This window comes from Slackia isoflavoniconvertens, assembly GCF_003725955.1.
GTDB lineage: Bacteria > Actinomycetota > Coriobacteriia > Coriobacteriales > Eggerthellaceae > Slackia > Slackia isoflavoniconvertens.
Window position 1 is genome coordinate 139,913 of sequence record NZ_QIBZ01000002.1, and the last position, 22,449, is coordinate 162,361.

At 54.6% G+C, this 22,449-nt stretch carries 10 protein-coding genes and 2 tRNA genes; 11 read left to right on the plus strand and 1 reads right to left on the minus strand.

What is annotated here, in order from left to right; genetic code table 11:
- Positions 1 to 55 precede the first annotated feature (55 nt).
- The 9 genes from DMP05_RS01570 to galE all read left to right on the plus strand — a co-directional run bounded on the left by DMP05_RS01570 (position 56) and on the right by galE (position 11,662).
- Positions 56 to 132, plus strand: a tRNA-Arg gene (locus DMP05_RS01570).
- Between the two features lie 186 nt (positions 133 to 318).
- Positions 319 to 1,668 carry a magnesium transporter MgtE N-terminal domain-containing protein gene (locus tag DMP05_RS01575; protein WP_123218865.1) on the plus strand — a complete coding sequence of 450 codons (1,350 nt, stop codon included), beginning with the start codon at positions 319 to 321 and terminating at the stop codon, positions 1,666 to 1,668.
- Positions 1,669 to 3,048, plus strand: coding sequence for an Nramp family divalent metal transporter (locus DMP05_RS01580; RefSeq protein WP_123218866.1), 1,380 nt, complete (start codon positions 1,669 to 1,671; stop codon positions 3,046 to 3,048).
- Between the two features lie 453 nt (positions 3,049 to 3,501).
- Positions 3,502 to 4,602, plus strand: coding sequence for a 3-phosphoserine/phosphohydroxythreonine transaminase (gene serC / locus DMP05_RS01585; protein ID WP_123218867.1), 1,101 nt, complete (start codon positions 3,502 to 3,504; stop codon positions 4,600 to 4,602).
- Positions 4,603 to 4,865: 263 nt separating this feature from the next.
- Positions 4,866 to 6,029, plus strand: coding sequence for a phosphoglycerate dehydrogenase (locus DMP05_RS01590; protein ID WP_123218868.1), 1,164 nt, complete (start codon positions 4,866 to 4,868; stop codon positions 6,027 to 6,029).
- 183 nt (positions 6,030 to 6,212) lie between these two features.
- Positions 6,213 to 7,493 carry a DUF1015 domain-containing protein gene (locus DMP05_RS01595; protein WP_123218869.1) on the plus strand — a complete coding sequence of 427 codons (1,281 nt, stop codon included), beginning with the start codon at positions 6,213 to 6,215 and terminating at the stop codon, positions 7,491 to 7,493.
- 170 nt (positions 7,494 to 7,663) lie between these two features.
- Positions 7,664 to 9,007: a citrate/2-methylcitrate synthase gene (locus DMP05_RS01600; RefSeq protein ID WP_375781747.1), complete on the plus strand. Its 1,344-nt coding sequence runs from the start codon at positions 7,664 to 7,666 to the stop codon at positions 9,005 to 9,007.
- Positions 9,008 to 9,276: 269 nt separating this feature from the next.
- Positions 9,277 to 10,449 carry a pyridoxal phosphate-dependent aminotransferase gene (locus tag DMP05_RS01605; RefSeq protein WP_123218870.1) on the plus strand — a complete coding sequence of 391 codons (1,173 nt, stop codon included), beginning with the start codon at positions 9,277 to 9,279 and terminating at the stop codon, positions 10,447 to 10,449.
- 145 nt (positions 10,450 to 10,594) lie between these two features.
- Positions 10,595 to 11,662 (plus strand): UDP-glucose 4-epimerase GalE, encoded by a 1,068-nt coding sequence (galE, locus tag DMP05_RS01610; protein WP_123218871.1) that lies wholly within the window; start codon positions 10,595 to 10,597, stop codon positions 11,660 to 11,662.
- A gap of 310 nt (positions 11,663 to 11,972) precedes the next feature.
- Here the strand turns inward: galE and DMP05_RS01620 are convergent, their stop codons facing one another.
- Positions 11,973 to 15,299 carry an ABC transporter ATP-binding protein/permease gene (locus tag DMP05_RS01620; RefSeq protein WP_123218873.1) on the minus strand — a complete coding sequence of 1,109 codons (3,327 nt, stop codon included), beginning with the start codon at positions 15,297 to 15,299 and terminating at the stop codon, positions 11,973 to 11,975.
- 249 nt (positions 15,300 to 15,548) lie between these two features.
- Between DMP05_RS01620 and DMP05_RS01625 the strand changes: the two genes are divergently transcribed.
- Both DMP05_RS01625 and DMP05_RS01630 read left to right on the plus strand, forming a co-directional pair.
- A tRNA-Arg gene (locus DMP05_RS01625) sits at positions 15,549 to 15,624 on the plus strand.
- A 544-nt stretch (positions 15,625 to 16,168) separates the two neighbouring features.
- Positions 16,169 to 22,426 (plus strand): Spy0128 family protein, encoded by a 6,258-nt coding sequence (locus DMP05_RS01630; protein ID WP_123218874.1) that lies wholly within the window; start codon positions 16,169 to 16,171, stop codon positions 22,424 to 22,426.
- Positions 22,427 to 22,449 lie beyond the last annotated feature (23 nt).

Consider the following 22,449-nt stretch of genomic DNA (forward strand, 5'->3'; position numbering starts at 1 on the left):
AAACTCGTTGACTTCTAAGCTGTATGGGTTATTATTATCGAGCTGCTTATGAAGTGCGCCGTTACCTCAGCTGGATAGAGGGACTGACTACGAATCAGTACGTCGGGGGTTCGAATCCCTCACGGCGCACCATTTTCTCGCCGATTGCAAAATCGGATTAAAATTAGCCGATAAGCAGTTGCGCCGCGAGAGCGGCTTTTTTATTGTCCAGGAGAAAAGGGCCATTTTGAAGGTTCGAAAACACATAGTTCGCTAACCTTGAGGTCCTCCGCTTTCCTTCGTGGGCCTCAGGCCGCATTGTTCGAGGGGAGGCAAGCTTTGCTCTACTTGTCCAACATGCTGGGTAATCCCGTATACGATTCGACGGGGGAAAAGCTCGGTGTTGTGTCTGATCTCGCTATTTCCACAGGCGAGATGTTTCCACGCATTACTTCTTTGGCGTTTAAAGGCCCCGGCCGCACGCCGTTCATGATTAGTTGGCGTAAGTACGTCGACAGTTTTTCGGAAGACGAAGTTCGTCTTAATACCGAGTCATACAACATTCGCTTCAGTTATCTGCAGCCCGATGAAGTCTTGCTTGCCCGCGATTTGCTCGACCAGCAAATCGTCGACACGCAAGGCCTCAAACTCGTGCGCGTTAACGACTTGAAGCTCTCCCCTTCTGGCACGCAGCTGCGTCTTCTGGGCGCCGAGGTTGGCGTGCGCGGTATTCTGCGCGGCCTTCATCCTCTTCTCGAGAAAGCTGTTGTGAGCGCGGCGAAGCTCTTCGGCAAGAAAATCGACGAAAAGATTATTGCCTGGAACTATATGGACCTGCTCGATCGCGACTTGTCCAAGGTGCAGCTTTCCGTGACGCACCGCCGCTTGAACGAGATGCATCCTGCCGACGTCGCAGACATTCTGGAGCAGCTCGACCCCAAGCAGCGCGCCGAGGTGTTCAAACACCTTGACGATGCGCGTTCGGCCGAGGTTATCGCCGAGCTGGAAGATGAATACCAGGCTGAAACGCTCGACGATTTGGGCGACCGTGAGGCTTCCGGCCTTTTGGGTCAAATGGACCCTGACGATGCGGCCGATATTATTCGTGACCTTCCTTATGAAAAGGCTGAAACGCTGCTTCGCCTGATGGGCGTTGAGGATGCGGCCGAGATTCGCTCCCTGCTCGGCTATAAGGACGACACTGCCGGCGGTATGATGACCACCCAGTTTGTCGCCATGAAGGAAACCGATACTGTGCTTGACACGGTTGAAGTGCTGCGTGCCCTTGATGAAGACTTCCCGACCGTCCATTTCGTATATGTGCTTGAGGAAGACTCCGAGAAGCTCGTCGGCGTGCTGTCGATGCGCACATTGGTGCTGGCGCATCGCGAATCACAGCTCAAAGACATCATGTACACCGAGATCATCTCTGTGCCGCCCGATGAGGATGAAGAAGAGGTTGCTGCCGATATCTCGAAATATGACATGGTCGCGTTGCCTGTCGTTGACGAATCGGGACGCATGCTTGGCTTGGTTACTGTCGACGACGCCATGGAGGTCATGGAAGAAAGCACCGAGAGCGAAAAGAGTACGTCACGCGCCCTTACGGTGGTTGCCGGCGTTATCGGCGGCGCGGCGGCTCTTGCCGTGTATACGCTCATCGTGCTCGAAATCGCGGGGGTGCTGTAAATGGCCGCCGCGCGTCGCGATGCAACGTATGACGAGGTCATGCAAGAACGCCGCGAGGCTGAATATGCCGCGCACAAGGCGGGAAAGCCCGAACTTGCGGAAACCTCATCCGATTCTGCTGTCGCAGAGGAATCGGCCGACGAAAAGAAGAAGCCGTTCTTCCTGCTCGTGCTTGCAGCTATGGGTCCTGGCGTCGTAAGCGCCATGGCCGGTAACGATGCGGGCGGCATTTCGACGTATTCGACGGCGGGTGCCGATTTCGGGTATGCCACACTTTGGGTTATCCCCGTGATGTGCGTGCTGTTGCTCGTCGTGCAAATGACTGCTGCTCGCATGGGCGCGGTAACGGGCAAAGGCTTCGCTGCCCTTATTCGCGAGCGCTTCGGCATTCGCCTTACCGCATTCGCCATGTGCGCGCTGCTTATTGGCAACGTCGCTACGACGTTCAGCGAATTTGCCGGTATTGCATCGGGCATGGGGCTTTTCGGCGTGCCTACCTGGGTAAGCGTGCCTATTTCCGCCATGATCGTGTGGCTGCTCGTGGTGAAGGGAAGCTATAAAAGCGTCGAGAAAATCTTCCTCGCGATTTCCCTCGTGTTCGTGACGTACATCGTTGCTGCGTTTTTAGCTGGTCCCAACTGGGGCGATGTTGCCCATGCTACCGTGGTGCCGCAGATTCCTGCGAACGTGCATTTCGTTTCGCTTGTTATTTCGATGATTGGTACCACCATTGCGCCGTGGATGATGTTTTTTGCACAAAGCAACGTTGTCGATAAAGGCGTTGGAACCGACCATGAGGAAATGTTCCTGCAGAAGGTTGATGTGACGACTGGTACGGTTGTTGCCTGCTTGGTCGCCTGGTTCATTATCGTTACCACGGGCGCGGTGCTCTATCCGCAGGGCATCTCGATCGACTCCGCGCAAGATGCCGCTACCGCGCTGGCCCCGTTCGCGGGCGAATACGCGCAAATTCTGTTCGCGGCTGGCCTTACCGCGGCGAGTTTCCTGGCTGCGTGCGTGCTGCCGCTTACGACGTCGTTTGTTATTTGCGAAGCGTTCGGTTGGGAAGCTGGCGTCGACTTTACGTGGAAGGAAGCGCCCATGTTCAAGGGCATTTTCACTTCCGTCATCGTGTTCTCGGCGATTGTGGTGCTTATTCCGGGTCTCAACCTTATGAATATCATGCTTACTGCCCAGTTTATCAATGGTGTTGTGCTGCCGGTGCTGCTTGTGTTCATGGCTCTTATTGCAGCCGATAAGCGCATTATGGGAAAGTATGCGAGTGGCGTTGTGGGACGGGGCCTTATTTGGTTCACCGTGGCCATCGTTACGATACTCACTGTCGCGCTGCTTGTGATGCAGGTGCTCGGAATCGAATAGGTCTGGAACGCCCTTGGAAACCCAAGAGCGTTTTCTTTTGGATAATTCTGGGGCTGCGATGACCGGTGTTTTGATTCACCATGTCGCGTAGTTTGCGGACCTGGGCTATGTGACGTTTTTTATCTCGGTGGGTGCTTGGGCTTCGCTTCCTCATTTTTTGCCGCATTCATCCCCTTCGTTTCCCTGGGTATGGGACGGTGCGCTGAAGAGGACGGTTCGCTACCGTTCGCCTTCGGCTCACTATGCGCTCACCTCGCTGCGTTTCGTTTTGAAATGAAGAGCAAGGATGAACGCAGAGCCATATCGGCGCACCGTCCCATACCCAGGGAAACGGGATGATTCAGTGGTTTCTTCACTATAGCCAAATAAAGTGCACTGTTTCGCTCGCATTTGAACTACAATACCGTACTTAGACGCTAAAAATCTCTCGTTGAAGAAAAGGGGGTCATCGACATGGGTAGGGTTTACAACTTCTCCGCGGGTCCCGCGGTGCTGCCCGAGAGCGTGCTTCGTGAAGCTGCCGAAGAAATGCTCGATTATCGCGGTTGCGGTATGTCGGTAATGGAGATGAGCCACCGATCTTCAGCTTTCAAGGCGATTATCGAAGAGGCTGAAGCCGACTTGCGCGACCTCATGGGTATCCCTGATAACTATGAGGTGCTGTTCTTGCAGGGCGGCGGTTCTACGCAGTTCGCCATGGTGCCCCTGAACCTTATGCGCGGCGGTTTTGCCGAGTATGTCGTGAGCGGCTCTTGGAGCAAAAAGGCGTACCAGGAAGCGAAGCGCTTTGGCGATGCCCGTATTCTGGGTGATTCTTCCGATGGTAATTTCAGCTATGTGCCCAATGTGGCCGAGCTGCGGGTGAATCCGAACGCCGATTACGTGTACATCTGCGAAAACGAGACCATCTATGGCACCAAATACCACGCGCTGCCCGAAACGGGCGACGTGCCGCTGGTGTCTGATGTTTCGTCGTGCTTTTTGAGCGAGCCTATCGATGTGGCCAAGTACGGCCTCATTTATGGTGGCGCTCAGAAGAACGTGGGTCCTGCGGGTGTCACGATTGCTATTGTTCGCGACGACCTTATCCCCACCGATGATTTGCACAGCGTTCCCACGATGTTGCAATACAAAACACATGTTGACGGTGGCAGCATGTATAACACCCCGCCGTGCTACGCGATTTACGTATGCGGAAAAGTTTTCAAGTGGATTAAGGCCCAGGGTGGTCTTGAGGGCATGCGCGACATCAACGTCGCCAAGGCTCAGCTGCTTTATAACGCGCTCGACGAGAGCAATGTGTTCCATGGCACCGCTCGCAAGGAAGACCGTTCGCTTATGAATGTGCCGTTCGTTACGGGCAACGCTGAACTCGATGCGAAATTCATCGCGGAAGCCGATGCTGCCGGTCTGAAGAATGTCAAGGGTCACCGCAGCGTGGGCGGAATGCGTGCGAGCATTTACAACGCTATGCCTATCGAGGGCGTGCAGGCTCTCGTCGACTTCATGCGCGACTTTGAATTGCGCAACCCCGCGAGTTCGCGATCTATCTAGGGCGAGACTTCGCCCCAAATTCATTTTCTTCTCAAGCGTGGCGTTGCCAGGCTTGATTCGCACACCCGCGTACGCCTTTCGGCGCGCGCCCACCGCCCTTTGACTGGTCGGGCGCTTGGTGGGTGGTCATACTCGACACATAATCATTGTTGTAATGCGAACCTTGAGTCTGCCAGGGAATCGACGGGTCGCCACGGTCTTCGGAAATCGAGGACTTCCGTTGAATCTGGCATGCGGGTTCGATAATCTAAAAGGAGATTTCCATGCGCTATATCAAAACCATCGACGACATCACGAAAGACGGCCAGGTTACCTTTGGTGACGGTTACGAGTTTGTGACCGAAGTCGAAAAAGCCGATGCGATTCTTATGCGTTCGACCGACCTGCATGGCTATGAGCTACCTGAAAGCATTCGCGCCATCGCGCGTTGCGGCGCCGGTGTAAACAATATTCCCATTGAGGAATACGCTAAGAAGGGCGTCGTGGTATTCAATTCGCCAGGCGCGAACTCCAATGCCGTAAAAGAGCTCGTTTTGGCGATGCTCGTGCTTTCGAGCCGTGGTGTTGTGCAATCGATGAATTGGGTGCGTGAAAACGCTGCCGACCCCGATATTTTCGTGAATGCGGAAAAGGCGAAGAAGGCATTCGTCGGCCGCGAGCTGAAGGGCAAGAGCATTGCCGTTATCGGTTTGGGCAACGTGGGCTCGAAGGTCGCCAACGCCTGCGCCGATCTGGGGATGGATGTGTATGGCTACGATCCGTTTATCTCCGTCGAGCATGCGTGGGCGCTTTCCCAGAAGGTTCAGCGCGTATCGACGCTCGAGGATGCGTGCCGCGACCGCGATTACCTCACGCTGCATGTGCCCTCGAAGGCCGACACAATTCATATGATTGGCGAGGAGCAGCTGAACCTGCTTGCTCCCGATGCCGTACTCATCAATTATTCCCGCGAAACCATCGTTGACGAGGATGCCGTGGATGCCGCCCTGCGTGCTGGCAGAATCGCATGGTTCGCGACCGACTTCGCGACCCAGAAAACCGTGCTTATGCCGAACACGTTCATTACCACCCATTCGGGTGCTGGCACGGGCGAAGCTGAAGCGAATTGCGCCGATATGGCAATTTCCGAGCTTAAAGATTACTTGGAGAACGGCAATATTGCCAATTCGGTAAACTATCCCCCCTGCTCCATGGGCAAAGCACGTGCGGCGAGCCGTGTGGCTTGCCTGCATGCGAATGTTCCGAATATGATTGGCCAAATTACGGCAGTGCTCGCTCGAGATAATGCCAATGTGCAGCGTATGACGAACGAAAGCGCCGGCGAGAATGCCTACACCATGTTCGATACCGATGAGCATCTCGACGACGAGACCATCGAGGCTTTGAAGCAGATTCCGAGCATCTATCGCGTGCGCGTTATTAAATAAATTACGCCGTTCTACGAACGGCGTAATTGCTCGACGCTGCGCTGGGTTCTGGCGGCACGTTTCGGGCTTTGGCCCCGGCTCGCGTACCGAAGTACGCGTCGCCGCGCCCACGCCCGAATCGCACTCGCCAGAACCCATGCTCGCTGACATTTGTTTGACCTGGATCATTGCTAAGGAAAGAACATGATTGTTAAACCGTTTGCTGCTGTTCGACCAACTGTAAGTGTCGCCGACCAGGTTGCGGCCCTTCCTTACGACGTGTACGACCGAGCTGAAGCTGCTGCTGCCGTCGATGGCGAGCCCCTCTCCTTCTTGAACATCGATCGCCCCGAAACGCAATTTTCGGCTGATGTCGATATGTATGCGCCCGAGGTGTATGCGAAAGCTCGCGAGCTCTTCGACGCTCGCCGCGCCGATGGCACATTCGTCACCGAGCCTGCGCCGTGTTTCTATCTGTATGAGCTCACGATGAACGGGCGCTCGCAAACGGGTGTCGTTGCATGCTGTGCGATTGACGACTATCTCGAAAACGTTATCAAGAAGCATGAGAATACGCTCGAGAAGAAGGAGCTCGACCGGATTCGCCATATCGATGCCCTTGATGCGCAAACGGGCCCCATTTTCCTTACGTATCGCGATTCCGATGCAATCGATATTTTGGTTGCGGCAGTGAAGAAGACCGCACCGCTCTACGATTTCGTCGGTGAAGATGGCGTTACGCACCGTGTATGGCGCATGGCTGCGGCGTCGGAGGAAACTGCCTGTTCTCAAGCGTATGCCGGTTTGGTCGCGGCGTTCGCCAAGGTGCCATGCGCCTATATTGCCGATGGGCATCATCGAGCGGTATCGGCCGTGAAGGTCGGTTTGGCGCGCCGCGAGGCGAATCCGGGTTACGACGGAACCGAGGAATTCAACTACTTCATGAGCGTGCTCTTCCCTGCGTCGCAGCTTTCGATTCTTGCTTACAACCGCGTGGTGCGCGACCTTAACGGCCTCACCAAGGATGAATTCCTAAACGCCCTCGCTGGCGAAAATGGCCCGTTCGAGATTATCCATAAGCAAGAGTCCCAGCTCGAGCCAATCGACAAGGGCGCTGTGGGAATGTATCTCGATCGCGAATGGTACGGCCTTGGCGTGAAGCCCGAATTCGAGAGCAGCGACCCCGTTGAAGGCCTCGACGTTTCGATTCTTCAGGAAAAGGTGCTCGCGCCTATTCTGGGAATTGGTGACCCGCGTACCGATGAACGCATCGAGTTCGTGGGCGGAATTCGTGGCTTGCGCGAGCTCGAGCGCAAGGTGAACCGCATCGATGCGCGTGGCGATGGTCCCGCGGTGGCGTTTGCGATGTTTCCCACGTCGATCGACGAGCTGCTCAATGTGGCCGACGCCGGTCGCCTTATGCCGCCGAAGTCGACATGGTTTGAGCCGAAGCTTCGCAGTGGTTTGTTTGCTCATTTGATTTAATCGCGGCGTGGTAGCTTGCCGCTGCTTTCCCATTCGTGAGGCCAAGCAGCGGTGCACCGCTGCGTTACAAGTATATTTCGTTTACCGAAAGGCCGTCTGAACCGCTATAAGCTCGTCATACACTTTTCTTTCGCAGTACATCGTGGGTGCTTTTGGTGCCGGGAGGGTTGATGCTCATGAAGGAAAGCTTGCCGCTTTACACCGATTTTGAGAAATGCCATTCAATCGATCCGTGTTATTACACCACTTACGATATCAAGCGAGGCTTGCGCAATGCCGACGGTACGGGCGTTGTGGTTGGCGTTACGAATATCTCGAACGTGCATGGCTACGTTGTTTCCGAGGGCGATAAAGTTCCCGATCGCGGGCGCTTGTCGTATCGCGGCTACAGCATTTCCGATTTGGTCGACCATGCTGTTGCCGAAAACCGTTTCGGCTTCGAGGAAACGGCATACCTGCTTATGGCGGGCGAGCTTCCGACGGCCGAGCAGCTGAAAACCTTCAACGACCTCATCGCCGCCCAGCGCGACCTGCCCGATGGATTCACGGCGAATTACATTATGAAGCCGCCTACGCGCGATCTGATGAATGCTATGAGCCGCGCGGTGCTGCAGCTCTACGCTTTCGATGACGAAGCGGAAAACCGCAGCCCGGAACATGAAATCGATACGGCTATCATGCTGCTCTCGCGCCTTCCGCGCATCATGGTGCTTTCTTACCATGTGATGCGCGATAAATTCTTCGGCGACTCCATGTTCATTCATCACTACATTCCCGGCCAGTCGACCGCCGAGACTATTCTGTCGATGCTGCGCCCCGATCGACAATTTACCGACACCGAGGCAAAAACGCTCGACATTATGCTTATGCTGCATGCAGAGCACGGCGGCGGCAACAACTCGACGTTTACCTGCCGCGCTGTTACGAGTGCCGATACCGACCCGTATTCCGCTTACGCCGCGGCGATCGGCAGCTTGAAGGGTGCGCGCCATGGCGGCGCGAATAATCGCACGCTTCGCATGACCGACGACATCAAGCAGCACGTCGCCGACATTACCGACGAAGGTCAAGTGGCCGATTACCTGCGTAAAATCGTTCGCAAAGAAGCATACGATCGCACGGGCCTTATCTATGGCATGGGCCATGCGGTGTATACTCTTTCCGACCCGCGCGCTGAGTTGCTTCATAAATATGCGGAGCGTTTGGTTGTGGGTACCGAGCATGAAGCGGAATTCCGCTTGCTTGAGATTATCGAGCGCCTGGCGCCGCAGCTGCTCGCCGAGGCTGGCAAGAGCAAAGATATTTGCGCGAATGTCGACCTCTACAGTGGCTGCGTGTATTCCACGTTGGGCGTTCCTCGCGAATTGCTCACGCCGATGTTTGCAAGCGCTCGCATGGCTGGTTGGAGCGCGCACCGTTTCGAGGAAATTGTCTCGGGCAAGCGTATTATGCGCCCCGCGTTCAAGAAAACGGGCCATGCGCGCGAGTATGTCGACATCGCCGATCGAAAATAGTCCCGTTTGACTAAATTGTGGCACGAATTTGCGGTTGTGAACGATTTTCGTGCTTGAAATAATGGGCTTTCTGAAAAGTCTTCCGCATAACCCCAGTTCAAATACATGCTTCCATTCAGAAAGCATGCAAGGGCGCTAAAACAACCGTTCACAACCGCAATTTTCTGCCAGAAAGGCCGCTTCGGCGGCCTATTTCTTTCTTAAGGCTTCGTCGTGTCTGCGGAAAGGGCGCGTACAATGCTGGAAGATGTGTGTACGGAAGGAATCTTATGGCCCTGACCACCAATACCGCGCTTGCGCAGCTGCAACCTTCGGGTATTCGTCGCATTACGGCTTTCGCGAAGCAGACGCCTGGGTGCATTTTGCTTACGCTCGGCGAACCAGATGGCAATACCGCCGATGTCGTGAAGGAGGAAGTTGCAAAATCTCTTGCTGCAAACGAAACGCACTATCCGCCCAATAATGGCACGGTGGAATTGCGTCGTGCGATTGCGGCCCACATGGAAAAGCGCAACCTTGCCTATGGCGAAGACGAAATCATCGTGACCTGCGGCGCGACCGAAGCGTTGTTCGCGGCGCTTTCGAGCATTCTTAATCCTGGCGATGAAGTGCTCGTACCTACGCCGGCGTTTGGTTTGTATGAATCGATCATCTCGGTAAACCGCGCGACGTTCGTTCCCGTCGACACGCGTCCAACCAAATTCCAGCTCACATTGGGGCAGCTTGAGGCGGCGGCAACCGATCGCACAAAGGCAATCGTACTCACGTCCCCGAACAATCCCACGGGTTGCGTGCTCGATCCGCGTTCCTTGGATGCGGTTGCGAAATTCGCAAAAGCTCATGACGTATTTGTCATCTGCGACGATGTGTATACAAGCCTCGTTTACGAAGGCGTGTACAAAAGCGACGAAGGCGTGCATCTTGGCTTTGCGAGTTGCTATGGCGAACTACGCGACCGCATTATCGTGTGCGACAGCTTTTCGAAGCCGTACGCCATGACAGGTTGGCGTCTTGGTTGGGTTGCGGCCGATGCTCCGATTTCGGCACAAATCGCAAAAATGCATCAGTATATGGTGTCGTCAGTTCCTTCGTTTGTGCAGCGCGCGGCGATTCGAGCGTTGAAGGAAGACGTTGCACCGGCGCGCGAAGTGTATCGCGGCCGCCGCGACTACGTGCTTGCTCGCTTGAGGGAAATCGGCTTTGATGTCGTCGAGCCCGACGGCGCCTTCTACGTATTCCCCTCTATCGAGAAATTCGGCATGTCTTCGGATGAATTCTGCACGCGTCTCATTGCAGAGAAGGGCGTCGCGCTTGTGCCCGGTTCTTGTTTTGCCGCCGAAGGATTCGTGCGTCTGTCATATTGCTGTAGCATGGAAAACCTTGAGGAAGGATTAAACCGCTTGGCGGCCTTTGTCCAAACCTTGGAACAGCGTTTCGTATAGTGGAACGGGTTTCCCGTGGATAGGGCCTGCTCTCTCAAATGCGGTGTAGAATAACGTCGTTCACAATCTCGCGTATCGAGATGGTTGTGCGTAACGCTGTTGTGCGATTTCGTTCGGCGGTTTTCCAACCAAGAAGGGGACATATATGTCTGATGTTAAGAATATCCTGGTCACTGGCGGCGCTGGCTTTATTGGCAGCCATACGTGCGTCGAGTTGCTCCAGGCTGGTTATGGCGTGGTCATTATCGACGACCTGTCGAATTCCTGCGAGAAGGCCGTTAATCGCATCGCTCAAATCGTGAAGCAGGCAGAAGCCGACGGCAAGGCTCCGGCGGGTGCTTCCGAGCGCATGAAGTTCTACGAGGACAATGTGCTCAATCGCGACGCACTCGAGCGCATCTTTGCCGAGAATGATATTTACGGCGTTATTCACTTCGCTGGGTTCAAAGCTGTGGGCGAGAGTGTCGAAAAGCCACTCGAGTATTACTACAACAACATCACCAACACGCTCATTTTGTGCGACGTCATGCGCAAGCATGGCTGCAAGCGCATTGTGTTCAGCTCGAGCGCCACGGTGTATGGCGAGCCCGATAGCGTGCCTTTGAGCGAGACTGCGGAAAAGAAGCCGGCCACTAACCCCTATGGTTGGACGAAGTGGATGATCGAGCAGATTCTTACCGACCTGCACACCGCCGACCCCGAATGGGACGTTGTGTTGCTTCGTTACTTCAATCCCATTGGCGCGCATGAAAGCGGCCTCATCGGCGAAGACCCGAAGGGCATTCCGAATAACCTCGTGCCGTATGTCGCGCAGGTCGCGATTGGCAAAATGAAGGCCGTTCGCGTATTCGGCAACGATTATCCCACGCCCGACGGCACGGGTGTGCGCGATTACATCCACGTGGTTGACTTGGCACGCGGCCATGTAGCGGCGCTCAACTGGATGGATGGCAAGACGGGCGTTGAGGTTGTGAACCTCGGCACCGGCAAAGGCTCGAGTGTGCTTGATGTGGTGGCGGCGTTCAGCCGCGCATGCGGCCGTGAGCTTCCCGTTGACATTCAGCCACGCCGTGCGGGCGATGTTGCGGAAAACTATGCCGACCCACAGAAGGCCAAAGACGTATTCGGTTGGGTTGCGGAATACGACCTCGATCGCATGTGTGCTGATTCGTGGCGTTGGCAATCGATGAACCCGAACGGGTATGCCGACTAAACGATGCGCAGTTTTGTCCAACGGTGCTCATTGCCGACGCCCGCAAAGGCCTTTGGCGGGCGATTTGCTGTTCGGTCGTTGCTCGTTGTACCGAATTCCTTGGTTGGCCGTCGATCCTCATTTTCTTTACCTATAGCGGCGAAGAGAAGCTCGTAGAGGGTGTGGATGTGGCAAAAAAGCATGCTGTGGGGTGGCTGGGTAATCTTGCCACCCCTTTCTTATTGAAACGAGTCAATTAAGAAGCTCGCAGCCATGATAGCTGCGAGCTTCTTGTTCTTAATAGCTGTTGGGGAAGTTTCTCGTCGTTTCCCTATTCGCTTCTCAACGCTTCGACCGGGTCTTTCTTCGCGGCGGCGCTTGAAGGGATGAGGCCTGCCAAGAATGTGAGCAACACGCTTATGCCGACCAGGGCAATTGCGGCCTGCCACGGCAGGATCGCGACGTTTTCCACGTCAAATAACGAGTACACAATCGCGTTCGCGGGAATGCATGCCAGAGCCGTAAGCCCGATGCCGATAACGCCTGCCGCGAAACCGACGATGATGGTTTCGGCGTTGAATACACGGCTGATATCGCCCTTGCTCGCACCAATCGAGCGTAAAATGCCAATTTCTTTCTTGCGCTCAAGCACGCTAATGTAGGTGATGATGCCAATCATGATAGAACTCACCACAAGCGAAATCGCGACGAACGCTACCAATACATAGCTGATCATATTCACGATGGTAGTCACGCTGCTCATGAGTGCGCCCACGATGTCGGTATAGTTCACGACTTTATCTTCGTCGCCAGTGGCGTTCATTTTGTCGTTGTAACCATCGAGGATGTCAATCACGCTTTGCTTGCTTTCGAAATCCTTCGGGTAAATGTCGATGCTCGCTGGCTTCGCGTAGTCGGCCCAGCCGAACTTCTTCATGTTGTTATCGTAACTGCTCTGCTCGGTCGACATGAGGCTCGCCATGAGCTCGGAAAGCTCCTGCTCGTTCATATTCATTTGGAATGCGTCGGCAAAAGCGCTCTCATCGATGCCCATGGCTTTTGACATATTTGCCGAAAGGGTGGACATATAGGTGGTCATCGCGGAGGAGACTTGGTTTTGGATCGCTGTTCCATATTGCGTCATGACCTGCGTCATTGCTGTTTGCATATACGACTGCATAGCGACGGAAAGCTGCTCTTGCAGCTGCTGCGAAATAGCTGCAGAAAGTGCGGGTAGAAGCTGCGCTTGTAGTTGCTGTGAAAACTGCTCTTGAAGCTGCCGTTGGATTTGTTCGCTCACTCCGCTGAAATCGATGCTGTCGGCAATGGCCTTTTGCATGGCGGCTTTCGTGACGGGGTCTGCGAGATATGCCTCAACTGCCGCTTTTTGATCGGTGGCGTATTCGGGGTGGTCGCCCTTGATTTGTTCCTGGAGCCAAGAGGGGTACGCGCCCATGATATTCATGATGCCCTGGGTTAGAACATCGGTTTTGATATCGGGCTGGGCGCCATCGAAGTTGAGCTTGATATTGCTGAAGTCGAGGTTTAACTGGCTCATGTCAATCTTGCTCGGGTCGATTTGAATGCCCGAAGCATCGAAGGCTGGCATGTTGGACAAGTCGATATTGGCACTCGACAAATCCATGCTGCTCGAGAGGTCGGCGTTCGAGAGGCCTGCGGCCAGTGCGCTTTCGTCGAACGTGAACGCGCTCTGCAGCTTTTCGCCGTCAATCGTGAATAGGCTCGACATATCGAACCCATTGCCGTCTTTCGATTCGTCTTCTTCTTCGGCGAACGATTTGCCTGTAATCACATTGGTTGCGGGGTCTGCCTGCTGGTCTTTTACGATTTGTTTGTCGCCCGCCTCATCAATGAGGTGGTTGATCAAATCGTTCGAGTAATACAGGCCCGTTGAAAGCGAAGTAATCTTCTCGCCCTCTTTCGGCTTTACAACGCCGCATACCTTAAGCGTTTCGCCATGGTCGACCAAGCTTTTCATGTAGTCGGCATCGCCGCTCTTGTCTTTCCAAACCTGGTAATCGCTGTCGTACTGATAGAAATCGGCGCCATTGACGAGCTTGAACTCCACATTCATGAGGTCGTCGTAGTCGAGGTCGAGCGTGTTGTCGGGTACCTGCACTTCTTCCTCGTTGGCAAACTCGCGCACCATTTCTTCGAGTTCCTTATGGTCGCGCAAGCCCATGGAGTACAGCATGAAATCGCTCACGTTGCCGTTCGGTGTGAGCACGGCTACGACCTCGTCGTAATTTTCAGGCCAATGGCCTGCGACGACGTCGTATTGGTTATCGACCTGGCTCATGTTCGCAGGCAGCTTGTAGAAAATGTTCGTGCTCATCATCGACGACATGATGCCGTTGCTCGATGCGCCTAATCCCACGCTCGCGAACGATTTATCGGGGTTTACCTGGTGTATGCCGTCGTCGGTGTTTGAATTGAAAATCTGCGGAGTGACGCTATAGCCGTATTCGATTGAATTCACGTAGCTATCGATGTCGGTGCCGTCGTTGTCGAAATACTCTTTCAGCGATGCGAGGTCGTTGCTTCCGATGCTCGAGAACATGCCTGTGATCATTTTCGATTCATGCACCGGCTTGCCCGAATCGCTCGAAGCGGTCGCATCGTTTGCCTGCGAGTTTGTGCCTGTGTTTGAATCGTCTTCTGCGCCGCCCATGCCCATCGTCATCATGCTGGTCATGTCGAAGCCCTGGTCTTGGATTTGCAGTGGGTATTCCGAAAGCGTGTTTTCTTCGACGTTGGCGATGTATTGGTTCACGCCGTTCGCGAGTGACAAAATGGCCGCGATGCCAATAATGCCGATGCTGCCCGCGAAGGCGGTCATGAGTGTGCGGCCTTTTTTCGTGAGCAGGTTCTTGAATGAAAGCGAAAGCGCTGTGAAAAATGACATGCTTGTTTGACGTGCGGCTTTGGCTTCGCGGCGTGGCTCATTGCTTGCGTTGGGGTCAAAGGGTCGCGTGTCGCTTTTGATAACGCCGTCGGCGAGGTTCACGATGCGTGTAGCATATTGTTCGGCCAGCTCGGGGTTATGCGTCACCATGATTACCAGGCGATCGCCGGCGATTTCGGTGAGCAAATCCATGATTTGCACGCTCGTTTTCGAGTCGAGGGCGCCGGTGGGTTCGTCGGCCAGGATAATTTCAGGCTCGTTGACCAGGGCGCGCGCAATGGCGACGCGCTGCATTTGGCCGCCAGAAAGTTGGCTTGGCTTTTTGTTGATATGCTCGCGAAGGCCTACCCGCTCGAGCGCCGCGCATGCTCGCTCGTGTCGCTCCGCACGAGACACGCCCGAAAGCGTGAGGGCCAATTCGACGTTTTCCAGAATGGTTTGATGGGGAATGAGGTTGTATGCCTGGAAGACGAAGCCGATGCGATTGTTTCGGTAAGTGTCCCAGTCTCGATCGCGGTATTGTTTGGTGGAGATGCCATCGATGAGCAAGTCGCCCGAATCGTAATGGTCGAGGCCTCCGATGATGTTGAGCATGGTCGTTTTTCCCGAACCCGAAGGGCCTAAAATGGCGACGAATTCGTTATCGCGAAATGCGAGCGACACATGGTCGAGCGCGACCTGCGTGAAGCTGGCCGTGGTGTATGACTTGCATACGTCTTTGAGTTGTAGCATGCAATGCCTTTCGAAAATGCGAAAATAATTGAGCTTCTAAAGCATTATGCCCCAATCGCCGCGGCTCGCCTTGCTTCGTTGCCCAGCCGCAAAAGAAAACGCCATGATTGAGCGGGGCGTGATCGATGAAGCTTCACTCTGGTCGCAATCGCTGTTATTTATGGCCAACATCTGTTTGCTTGGCAAAAGCGAGGCGTACCTTTCTCCCGCGTGCGCGAAAGACATGCTAGAATAACAAGGTTTTCAAATGCCTCCGTAGCTCAGGGGATAGAGCACCGCTCTCCTAAAGCGGGTGTCGACGGTTCGAATCCGCCCGGGGGCACCATTGATTTCGTTCGGCGTCGGCAACGGCGCCGTTTTGCGTATTGGTGGTTCGCGGCAAGGGGAATGCATGCTCGCCACTGGCGGCTATACGAATAGTAATGACATGCGATTCCTGCCGCGCATTCTTAGACATATTCGTATTCGCTCGATCATATCGAGCGCGTGTGCTTTTGTGGCCTAGGTTCAGGATTGGTGCCTCGGCTTCGCTTCGGTGAAGCGATTCTCGAAGTCGGAATAAAATCCGTCCCAATATGGATAAATAGGAATTACCTATTTATCGGCGTCTATTGACGTTCGGGGGGGGGTGCGTTACCATTCCGTGCGAATAAATGGCGCAGAACAAGGAAGAAGGCATCGCTGGCCATGCGTACGTCGAGTGAATGATGCTTCGATTCTCTGATTGTGTGTTCATGCACGCAGCGATAGGCGTTTTCTGCGCAAAATCCAATCGTATTCAACTTTATATGCAAAAGGCTCGCGATATGCGAGTCGTATCGCCCGCATTCGTTTTTGCGGGCTTTTTGCGTTGCTCTTAAGGGGGGCATATGTTTGAGAAGTTGAAAAAACCACGTTGTCTGGTAGCAATCGCCCTGGCGTGCATGCTTATGTCGTGGCAGTCGCTTACGCCGTTTACGCAAGCCATTGCGGCCAATATTGGTGAAGCCGCGACTCAGACGAGCGCCTCCGACGAGCAATCGACGCAGGATGGCCAAAACGCTTCTGCCACGCAGGCCGCACAAGCCGTTGAGGGCAATAGCGCGGTGGATGCCGCGAACAAGGATCTCGCAGCTGTCAGCGGCGACAACGTTGAAGACGCTCCTAGCAACATCGCCATGGTTGGCGAACCTGCTTCAAACACCTCGGACGCACAGCACGACGAAGCTAGCACTCCTTCAGTTCAAAGTGAAGAATATAACGGAAATAGCGATTACCGCGAGGTAATTTCGGGTATTAAGGTGAATGTTTATAAAGACGACGGATGCTCGGAAGAGCTCGCTTCGGATGACGTCATCGCCCCCGATGCGCATTTGTATGGCAAAGTGTTCATTGATTTCGCGACGAAAGAGATGCCGACACTCGCGCAGCCGAACATTAAGTACACCTTCCCGAATAATGTGAAGTTCGAAAACAACGGCCCCCAAACGCTTTATGACGGCGATAACCGGGTTGCGGGCAGCTGGTTCATTCAAGATGGTGTCGTTTATCTGCACTACAACGAGGATTGGCTGAGAAAAGAGCACTCTAGCGTGATCGCTCACGTCAGTTTCGAGTTCGTCATGAATGCCGACGATACGGGTGATGGCAAGAAGGTGACAGTTAATTTCCCCGGCGTTGCGACATCGGTGGTTATTAAAACCAAGGATGGCAGTGTTTCCAGCAATAAGTTCGGCGCCGATCCCAATAAAGAAGGGGAGATGCCGAAATTCGACGCATCCGACAACTCCTATACCTGGACGGTGAAGGTTTCCCCATCGGCGACTGCGACTAACTTAAAGATTGAGGATGTCATTGGATCGAACCTCGATTTTGTCACTGGCTCCTTCAGGCTGATTGATAAAAGTGGCAACCCGGTGCCGGGAAAATGCGATGCAACCATCAACGGGCAGAGCGCGACCATCGAGCTCGGCACGCTTTCCAAAGGTGATTACTACGTTCAATACAAAACCACGGTGAAGCAGTCGGCGCTCGATGCGCTCAAAGATGGTCAGGAGGTTTCCAACGTCGGCAATACGGCGAAGTGGATTTGGGGCAGCACGGGCGAGAACAACGGCACCTCTGGCCTGAAAGATCCTGAGAAAGTTAAGTATTCCATGGTGCAGAAATCCGTTGCGACGGATAGCACCAACGACAATATCATGTGGGCTGTCAAGCTGAACTCGGGCAGCCTCAAGGCCGATATGTCGAAGTACCAGTTCAGCGATATCTTGAGTGGTGACCAAAAATTCAAAGAAGGCACGAAGTACGTGGTGAACGACGCTTCTGGCAAGCAGGTGGCGTCGGGTGCTGTGGACCCGAATAGCTCGGAACTCAATTTCACGCTTCCCGACGGCTTGGGCAAACAAGAGCTCACTGTTAGCTATACCACCACAATGAGCAACGTCGATTCCATGAAGGCGGTCTCAAATACTTCGAAGGTGACCCCGCCGAACGACAAAGGCATGGCTGGCGAAGGCAGCGCGAGCTACCAGCCGACTGATGGGCGCACGTATGTGACCAAGCGCCTCGTCGATGCAAGCACCGCCGAAAACGACGGCAAGGCTTCTTGGGAATCGACCGTGAAATTCTCCTCCATGGATGCGGATACCGATCCGAGTACGGTCGTGTTTGTCGATAGCATCGAAAAAAAACCCAATTTCGAGCACATGAAGTTCAGCGATATCGCGGTTAAGACTGATGGCGGCACTGAGCTAACAAAGGACATCGATTATTTTGTTGATGGTGGGGAATACAGCAACATCACTATTCGATTCAAAAGCACTGATGAGGTTAAGAGCCTCATCGGCACGCACGATGTTGTTGTGTCGTATGTCACGACGTGCAGCGGCGCGAACGGTACCTACATCAACACCTCGTCGGTCAAGATCGGCAACGTTGACAAGGGGAGTGCGTCCGATTCCTTCGTGATTGATAAAGAAATTGCTCCCGCTGTGTCGAAAAAGTCGACTGGTGATGCCCAATGGAAGGCCGACTATACCTGGCCCGATGGTTCCAAGGGCGCCTGGATTGCTAATTGGGAAGTTCATGTGAACTGCGATGAACCGAATACCTGGACTCATAATGCCGCATCCGATCTTAAGGGCGACAATGTTGTGGTGAAAGACAAGCTTGACGAGGGAATGTCATATGTGAGCGGGTCTTCTCGCTATTGGAAGTACGGCTCTGAAGGCTACAAGACCGCTGGCGATTGGCCGGAACTTCACGCGGAGCCTTCTGATTCGAACGGCGCCGTGGTGTTCACCATCCCAACGCGGGACATGGTGAATGAGGCGGGCTCTTGGAAGGGCTACGTAAAGCTAACCTATCAGACCGCTATCAAGCAGTCCGCTGTCGATGCCGGTGTATCTAAAGATTTCTTCAATACCGCCGAGGCTCGTGCGGGCGAGACGCACTTCCCTGAAGGAACGGGTAAAGTTACCATCAACAACAAAGTACTTGACAAGCAGGCCGTTCGCGCGAGTGACAACTCGCATGTTAAGTACACCATCACGGTAAACCCGAACGCGCAGACGCTCGGCGCCTCCGGCTCGTTGACGTTGGTTGACACCATGAACGCAGGTGCGATTTTCACCAATGGTACCCTCAAAGTTACCGACAAGGATGGCAAAGAGGTTACCGACGGCGTTTCCTACACGCTGAAGAATCAGCCGAATTCCGACGGCAGCACCTCGACGGTGCTTACGCTTACGGTTCCAGACGCTCAAGCGCTCACGGTAACGTACGACGTTGCCCCCCAAGGCGCTCTTGGCACTGAAGTGCAAATTGAAAACAACGTGAGCATGCAAGGCTTTGCTTCGGCATCCGCGGAGCATAGTCAAAAGTGGGCGGTTCAGAAGTCCAACGCCGGCACCGATGCCACGAGCTACGGCATTACCGTCATCAAAACCGATGAGACGGGCAAGGAGCCCCTCGAGGGCGCCGAATTCACTCTTTACCAGATCGACCTTGATAAATCCACGAAAGATAACCTTGTGAGGTCGAAGGTTGCGATCGTCGGCGATAACCCGAAGACAACGGGCAAGAACGGCATTGCCAAGTTCGGCGACAAGGAACACCCGCTCGACGCTGCCACGCTTTATTGCTACGAGGAGACTAAGGCTCCCGCAGGTTATAAGATTTCCAATACCGCGCCGACCTACGTGATGTTTAGTGGTACGAGCGAACAGGTCAAGGCCGACTATGCTGCGGCGTTCGCGAAGGCGCAGTTGCTTGGCATTACGCCCAACAGTGGCACGACGTTCAGCGTTTTTGATGAGAAGGACACCGAACCGACTGGCTCTGTCGAGCTCAACGTGGTGAAGCGAGTTAACGGCGCTGACCCCGTCAACGACGAGCGTTTCGAGTTCTCTGTTGCGGGCGAGAATGATGCTTCTAAGGCGAAGATGCCCGAGCACGACTCGGCGGCAACGATTGGAGCGAATGCCGCTTCCTTCGGTGCAATCAACTTCACCAAGGAAGACATAGGGAAGACCTACACCTATGCCATTCACGAGACTTCATCTGCACCCGATGATGGCAACGTATGGACCATGGCGGGCGATGTGGTCGCGACGGTTAAGGTCGGAACGGCGACCGATGCGGCGCCGACGGTCATCCCCGTGGCGGTCGAATACAGCAACGCGAACGCCGATGGCACCGCCGCGCTGTTCAACAATACTTGGATTGCTCCCAATCCTGCGGCCGCGCAACTTAAGGTCCATAAGACCGTTGAGGCGCCAGCTGGCTCAAATGTGAGCGCCGATGAGCAGTTCACCTTCGAGCTTTACAAAGCCGATGCTCAAGGGAAGAAAACCGAAGAGAAAGTTGGTGGTGCTGTTTCCGTCAAAAACGGTGAGACCGCCAGTTTCGCCGACCTTTCGTTCGATACTGCGGGTACTTATAACTACGTTATTCACGAGACTGGCCATAACGGAAACGGCTGGACGCCTGCTGCCGATGTGAACGTTCAAGTCGTTGTGAAGAAGTCCGGCGACGGCAAATCGTTCGTCATAGACAGCATCACCTACGACGGCGAGAATACTGACTCGGCGAATTTCGTTGATATGTATAAGGCTGAAAAGACCAGCGTGTCTCTCGCTGCGAAGAAAACCCTTGAGGGGGCGGTACTTGCTGCCAATCAGTTTTCCTTCCAGCTGAAGGACGCGAACGGCAATATCCTGCAAACCAAGTCTAATGATACCGAGGGCAATGTGGCGTTTGACGCGATTGAATACACCGCCCCTGGCACCTATGAGTATGGAATTTGCGAGTCTAAAGGCGCAGAGCTCGGCGTTGTCTACGATGAGACCGAGCACGCCGCGAAGGTCGTTGTGACCGACGACGGCCAAGGTCAGCTTCACGCCGCCGTAAGTTACGATGGCGATGGGACCAACGCCCCTGCATTCAAGAACACCTACGCCAAGCCTGCGCCGACCTCCACGTCGTTTACCGCACAGGTGAAAAAGGTGCTCGATGGCGGCCGCGATCTCAAGGCTGATGAGTTCACGTTTGTTTTGAAGAAGGGCGATAAAGAAGTCTCGCGTACCACGAACGCCGCTGATGGCTCGGTGGTTTTCAAGGATGTTGCCATTAATTCCGTCTCTGATGGCGGCGAGTATACTATTTCCGAAGTCGAAGGCACCGATAGCTCAATTGAATACTCCAGCCAGGTCGTGAAGGTCAATGTTGACGTCGCCGAGAAAGACGGCAAACTTGTCGCGACCGTTACGTATGGCGACAGCAAGTCGACCGAAGCTCAAACCATCACCAATACCTTCAGGCCTGTCGCCACGGCGGCAACGGTAGAAGCGTCAAAGACGCTCTCTGGCCGTGCCCTCAAAGCGGGGGAGTTCACCTTCCAACTCAAGAGTGGGGACGAGGTGGTTGCCACTGCGACCAACGATGTCGATGGAAAGGTCGTTTTCCCAGATGACGCGCTTACTTACAACGTTGTCGGCGAACACGACTACGTTCTTTCCGAGATTGCGAAGGATGAAGCCGACGCTAAGGGCGTGACCTATGACACTAAACAGGTCAAGGTGCATGTTTCCGTGACGCAGGATTCGACCACGGGCGAGTTTTCCGCGAAAACCACCTACGATGGTTCCGAGACTGTTCCTGCCTTTGCGAATACGTACGCAGCCATTGGCTCCGCGACTTTAAACGTCGTGAAGACCGTAAACGGCCAGGTGCCTGGTGCCGATGCGAGATTCGATTTCAAGCTCGAGGCGAAGACGCCCGGCGCGCCGATGCCTGAGAAGAACATCGTGCAGACCGTGGGTGGCGAACCTGTCTCCTTCGGTGGCATCGAGTTCGGCCTGGCCGATGCCGGCAAGACTTACGAGTACGTCATCGCCGAGACCACGCCTGCGACCACTGGTTGGACGATGGCTCAGCCCGTTACCGCCAAGGTGACCGTTGGTGTCGACAACGGCGACGGCACGCTCGGGGCAAACTCGGTCGAATACTCCTGTGCCGCCGCCGATGACTCGGCAGCGCTGTTCGACAACAAATACGAGCAGGCTTCGGGAGTATTTCAGCTTGGCCCGGTGAAGACGGTCAACGGCGGCGCTCCCAAGGCTGGTGAGACGTTCGGTTTCAGCGCGACTGCAGAGGGTACAAACGCCTCCGACGCCCCGAAGCTCGAGAATGTGACCACCGACGCCGATGGCAAGGCGGTTTTTGCTGTGGTTGAGCTTTCCGACAAGGACGCCGGAGAGATTTATACCTATCGCATCCATGAAGAAGGTGATCTCGGCGAGGGCTGGGTGAAGGCGCCCGACGTGGTTGCTACCGTGAAAGTTTTGAAGCGCAATGCCGACAACAGGCTTGTGGCAACGGTCATCTACAAGCAGGATGCCGAAGGGGCCCAGCCCTACGAGGGAGCGGCTCGGTTCGACAACAAGTATGAGGAGCAGCCGCCGACGCCTGGTGACCCTCAGACGCCTGGGGACTCTCGCACCCCCGATGTGCCGCACGGTGGGTTCTTCGCCAAGACGAGCGACCCCACCCACATGCTCGCTCAGGGAATATTCGGTCTCGCTTCCGTTGTTGCTGCTGTTGCATGTGCCGTTTCTTTGCGCCGTCTGCGTAAGAGGAGCGAATAGCATAAGCCTTTCATGAAAAAAGG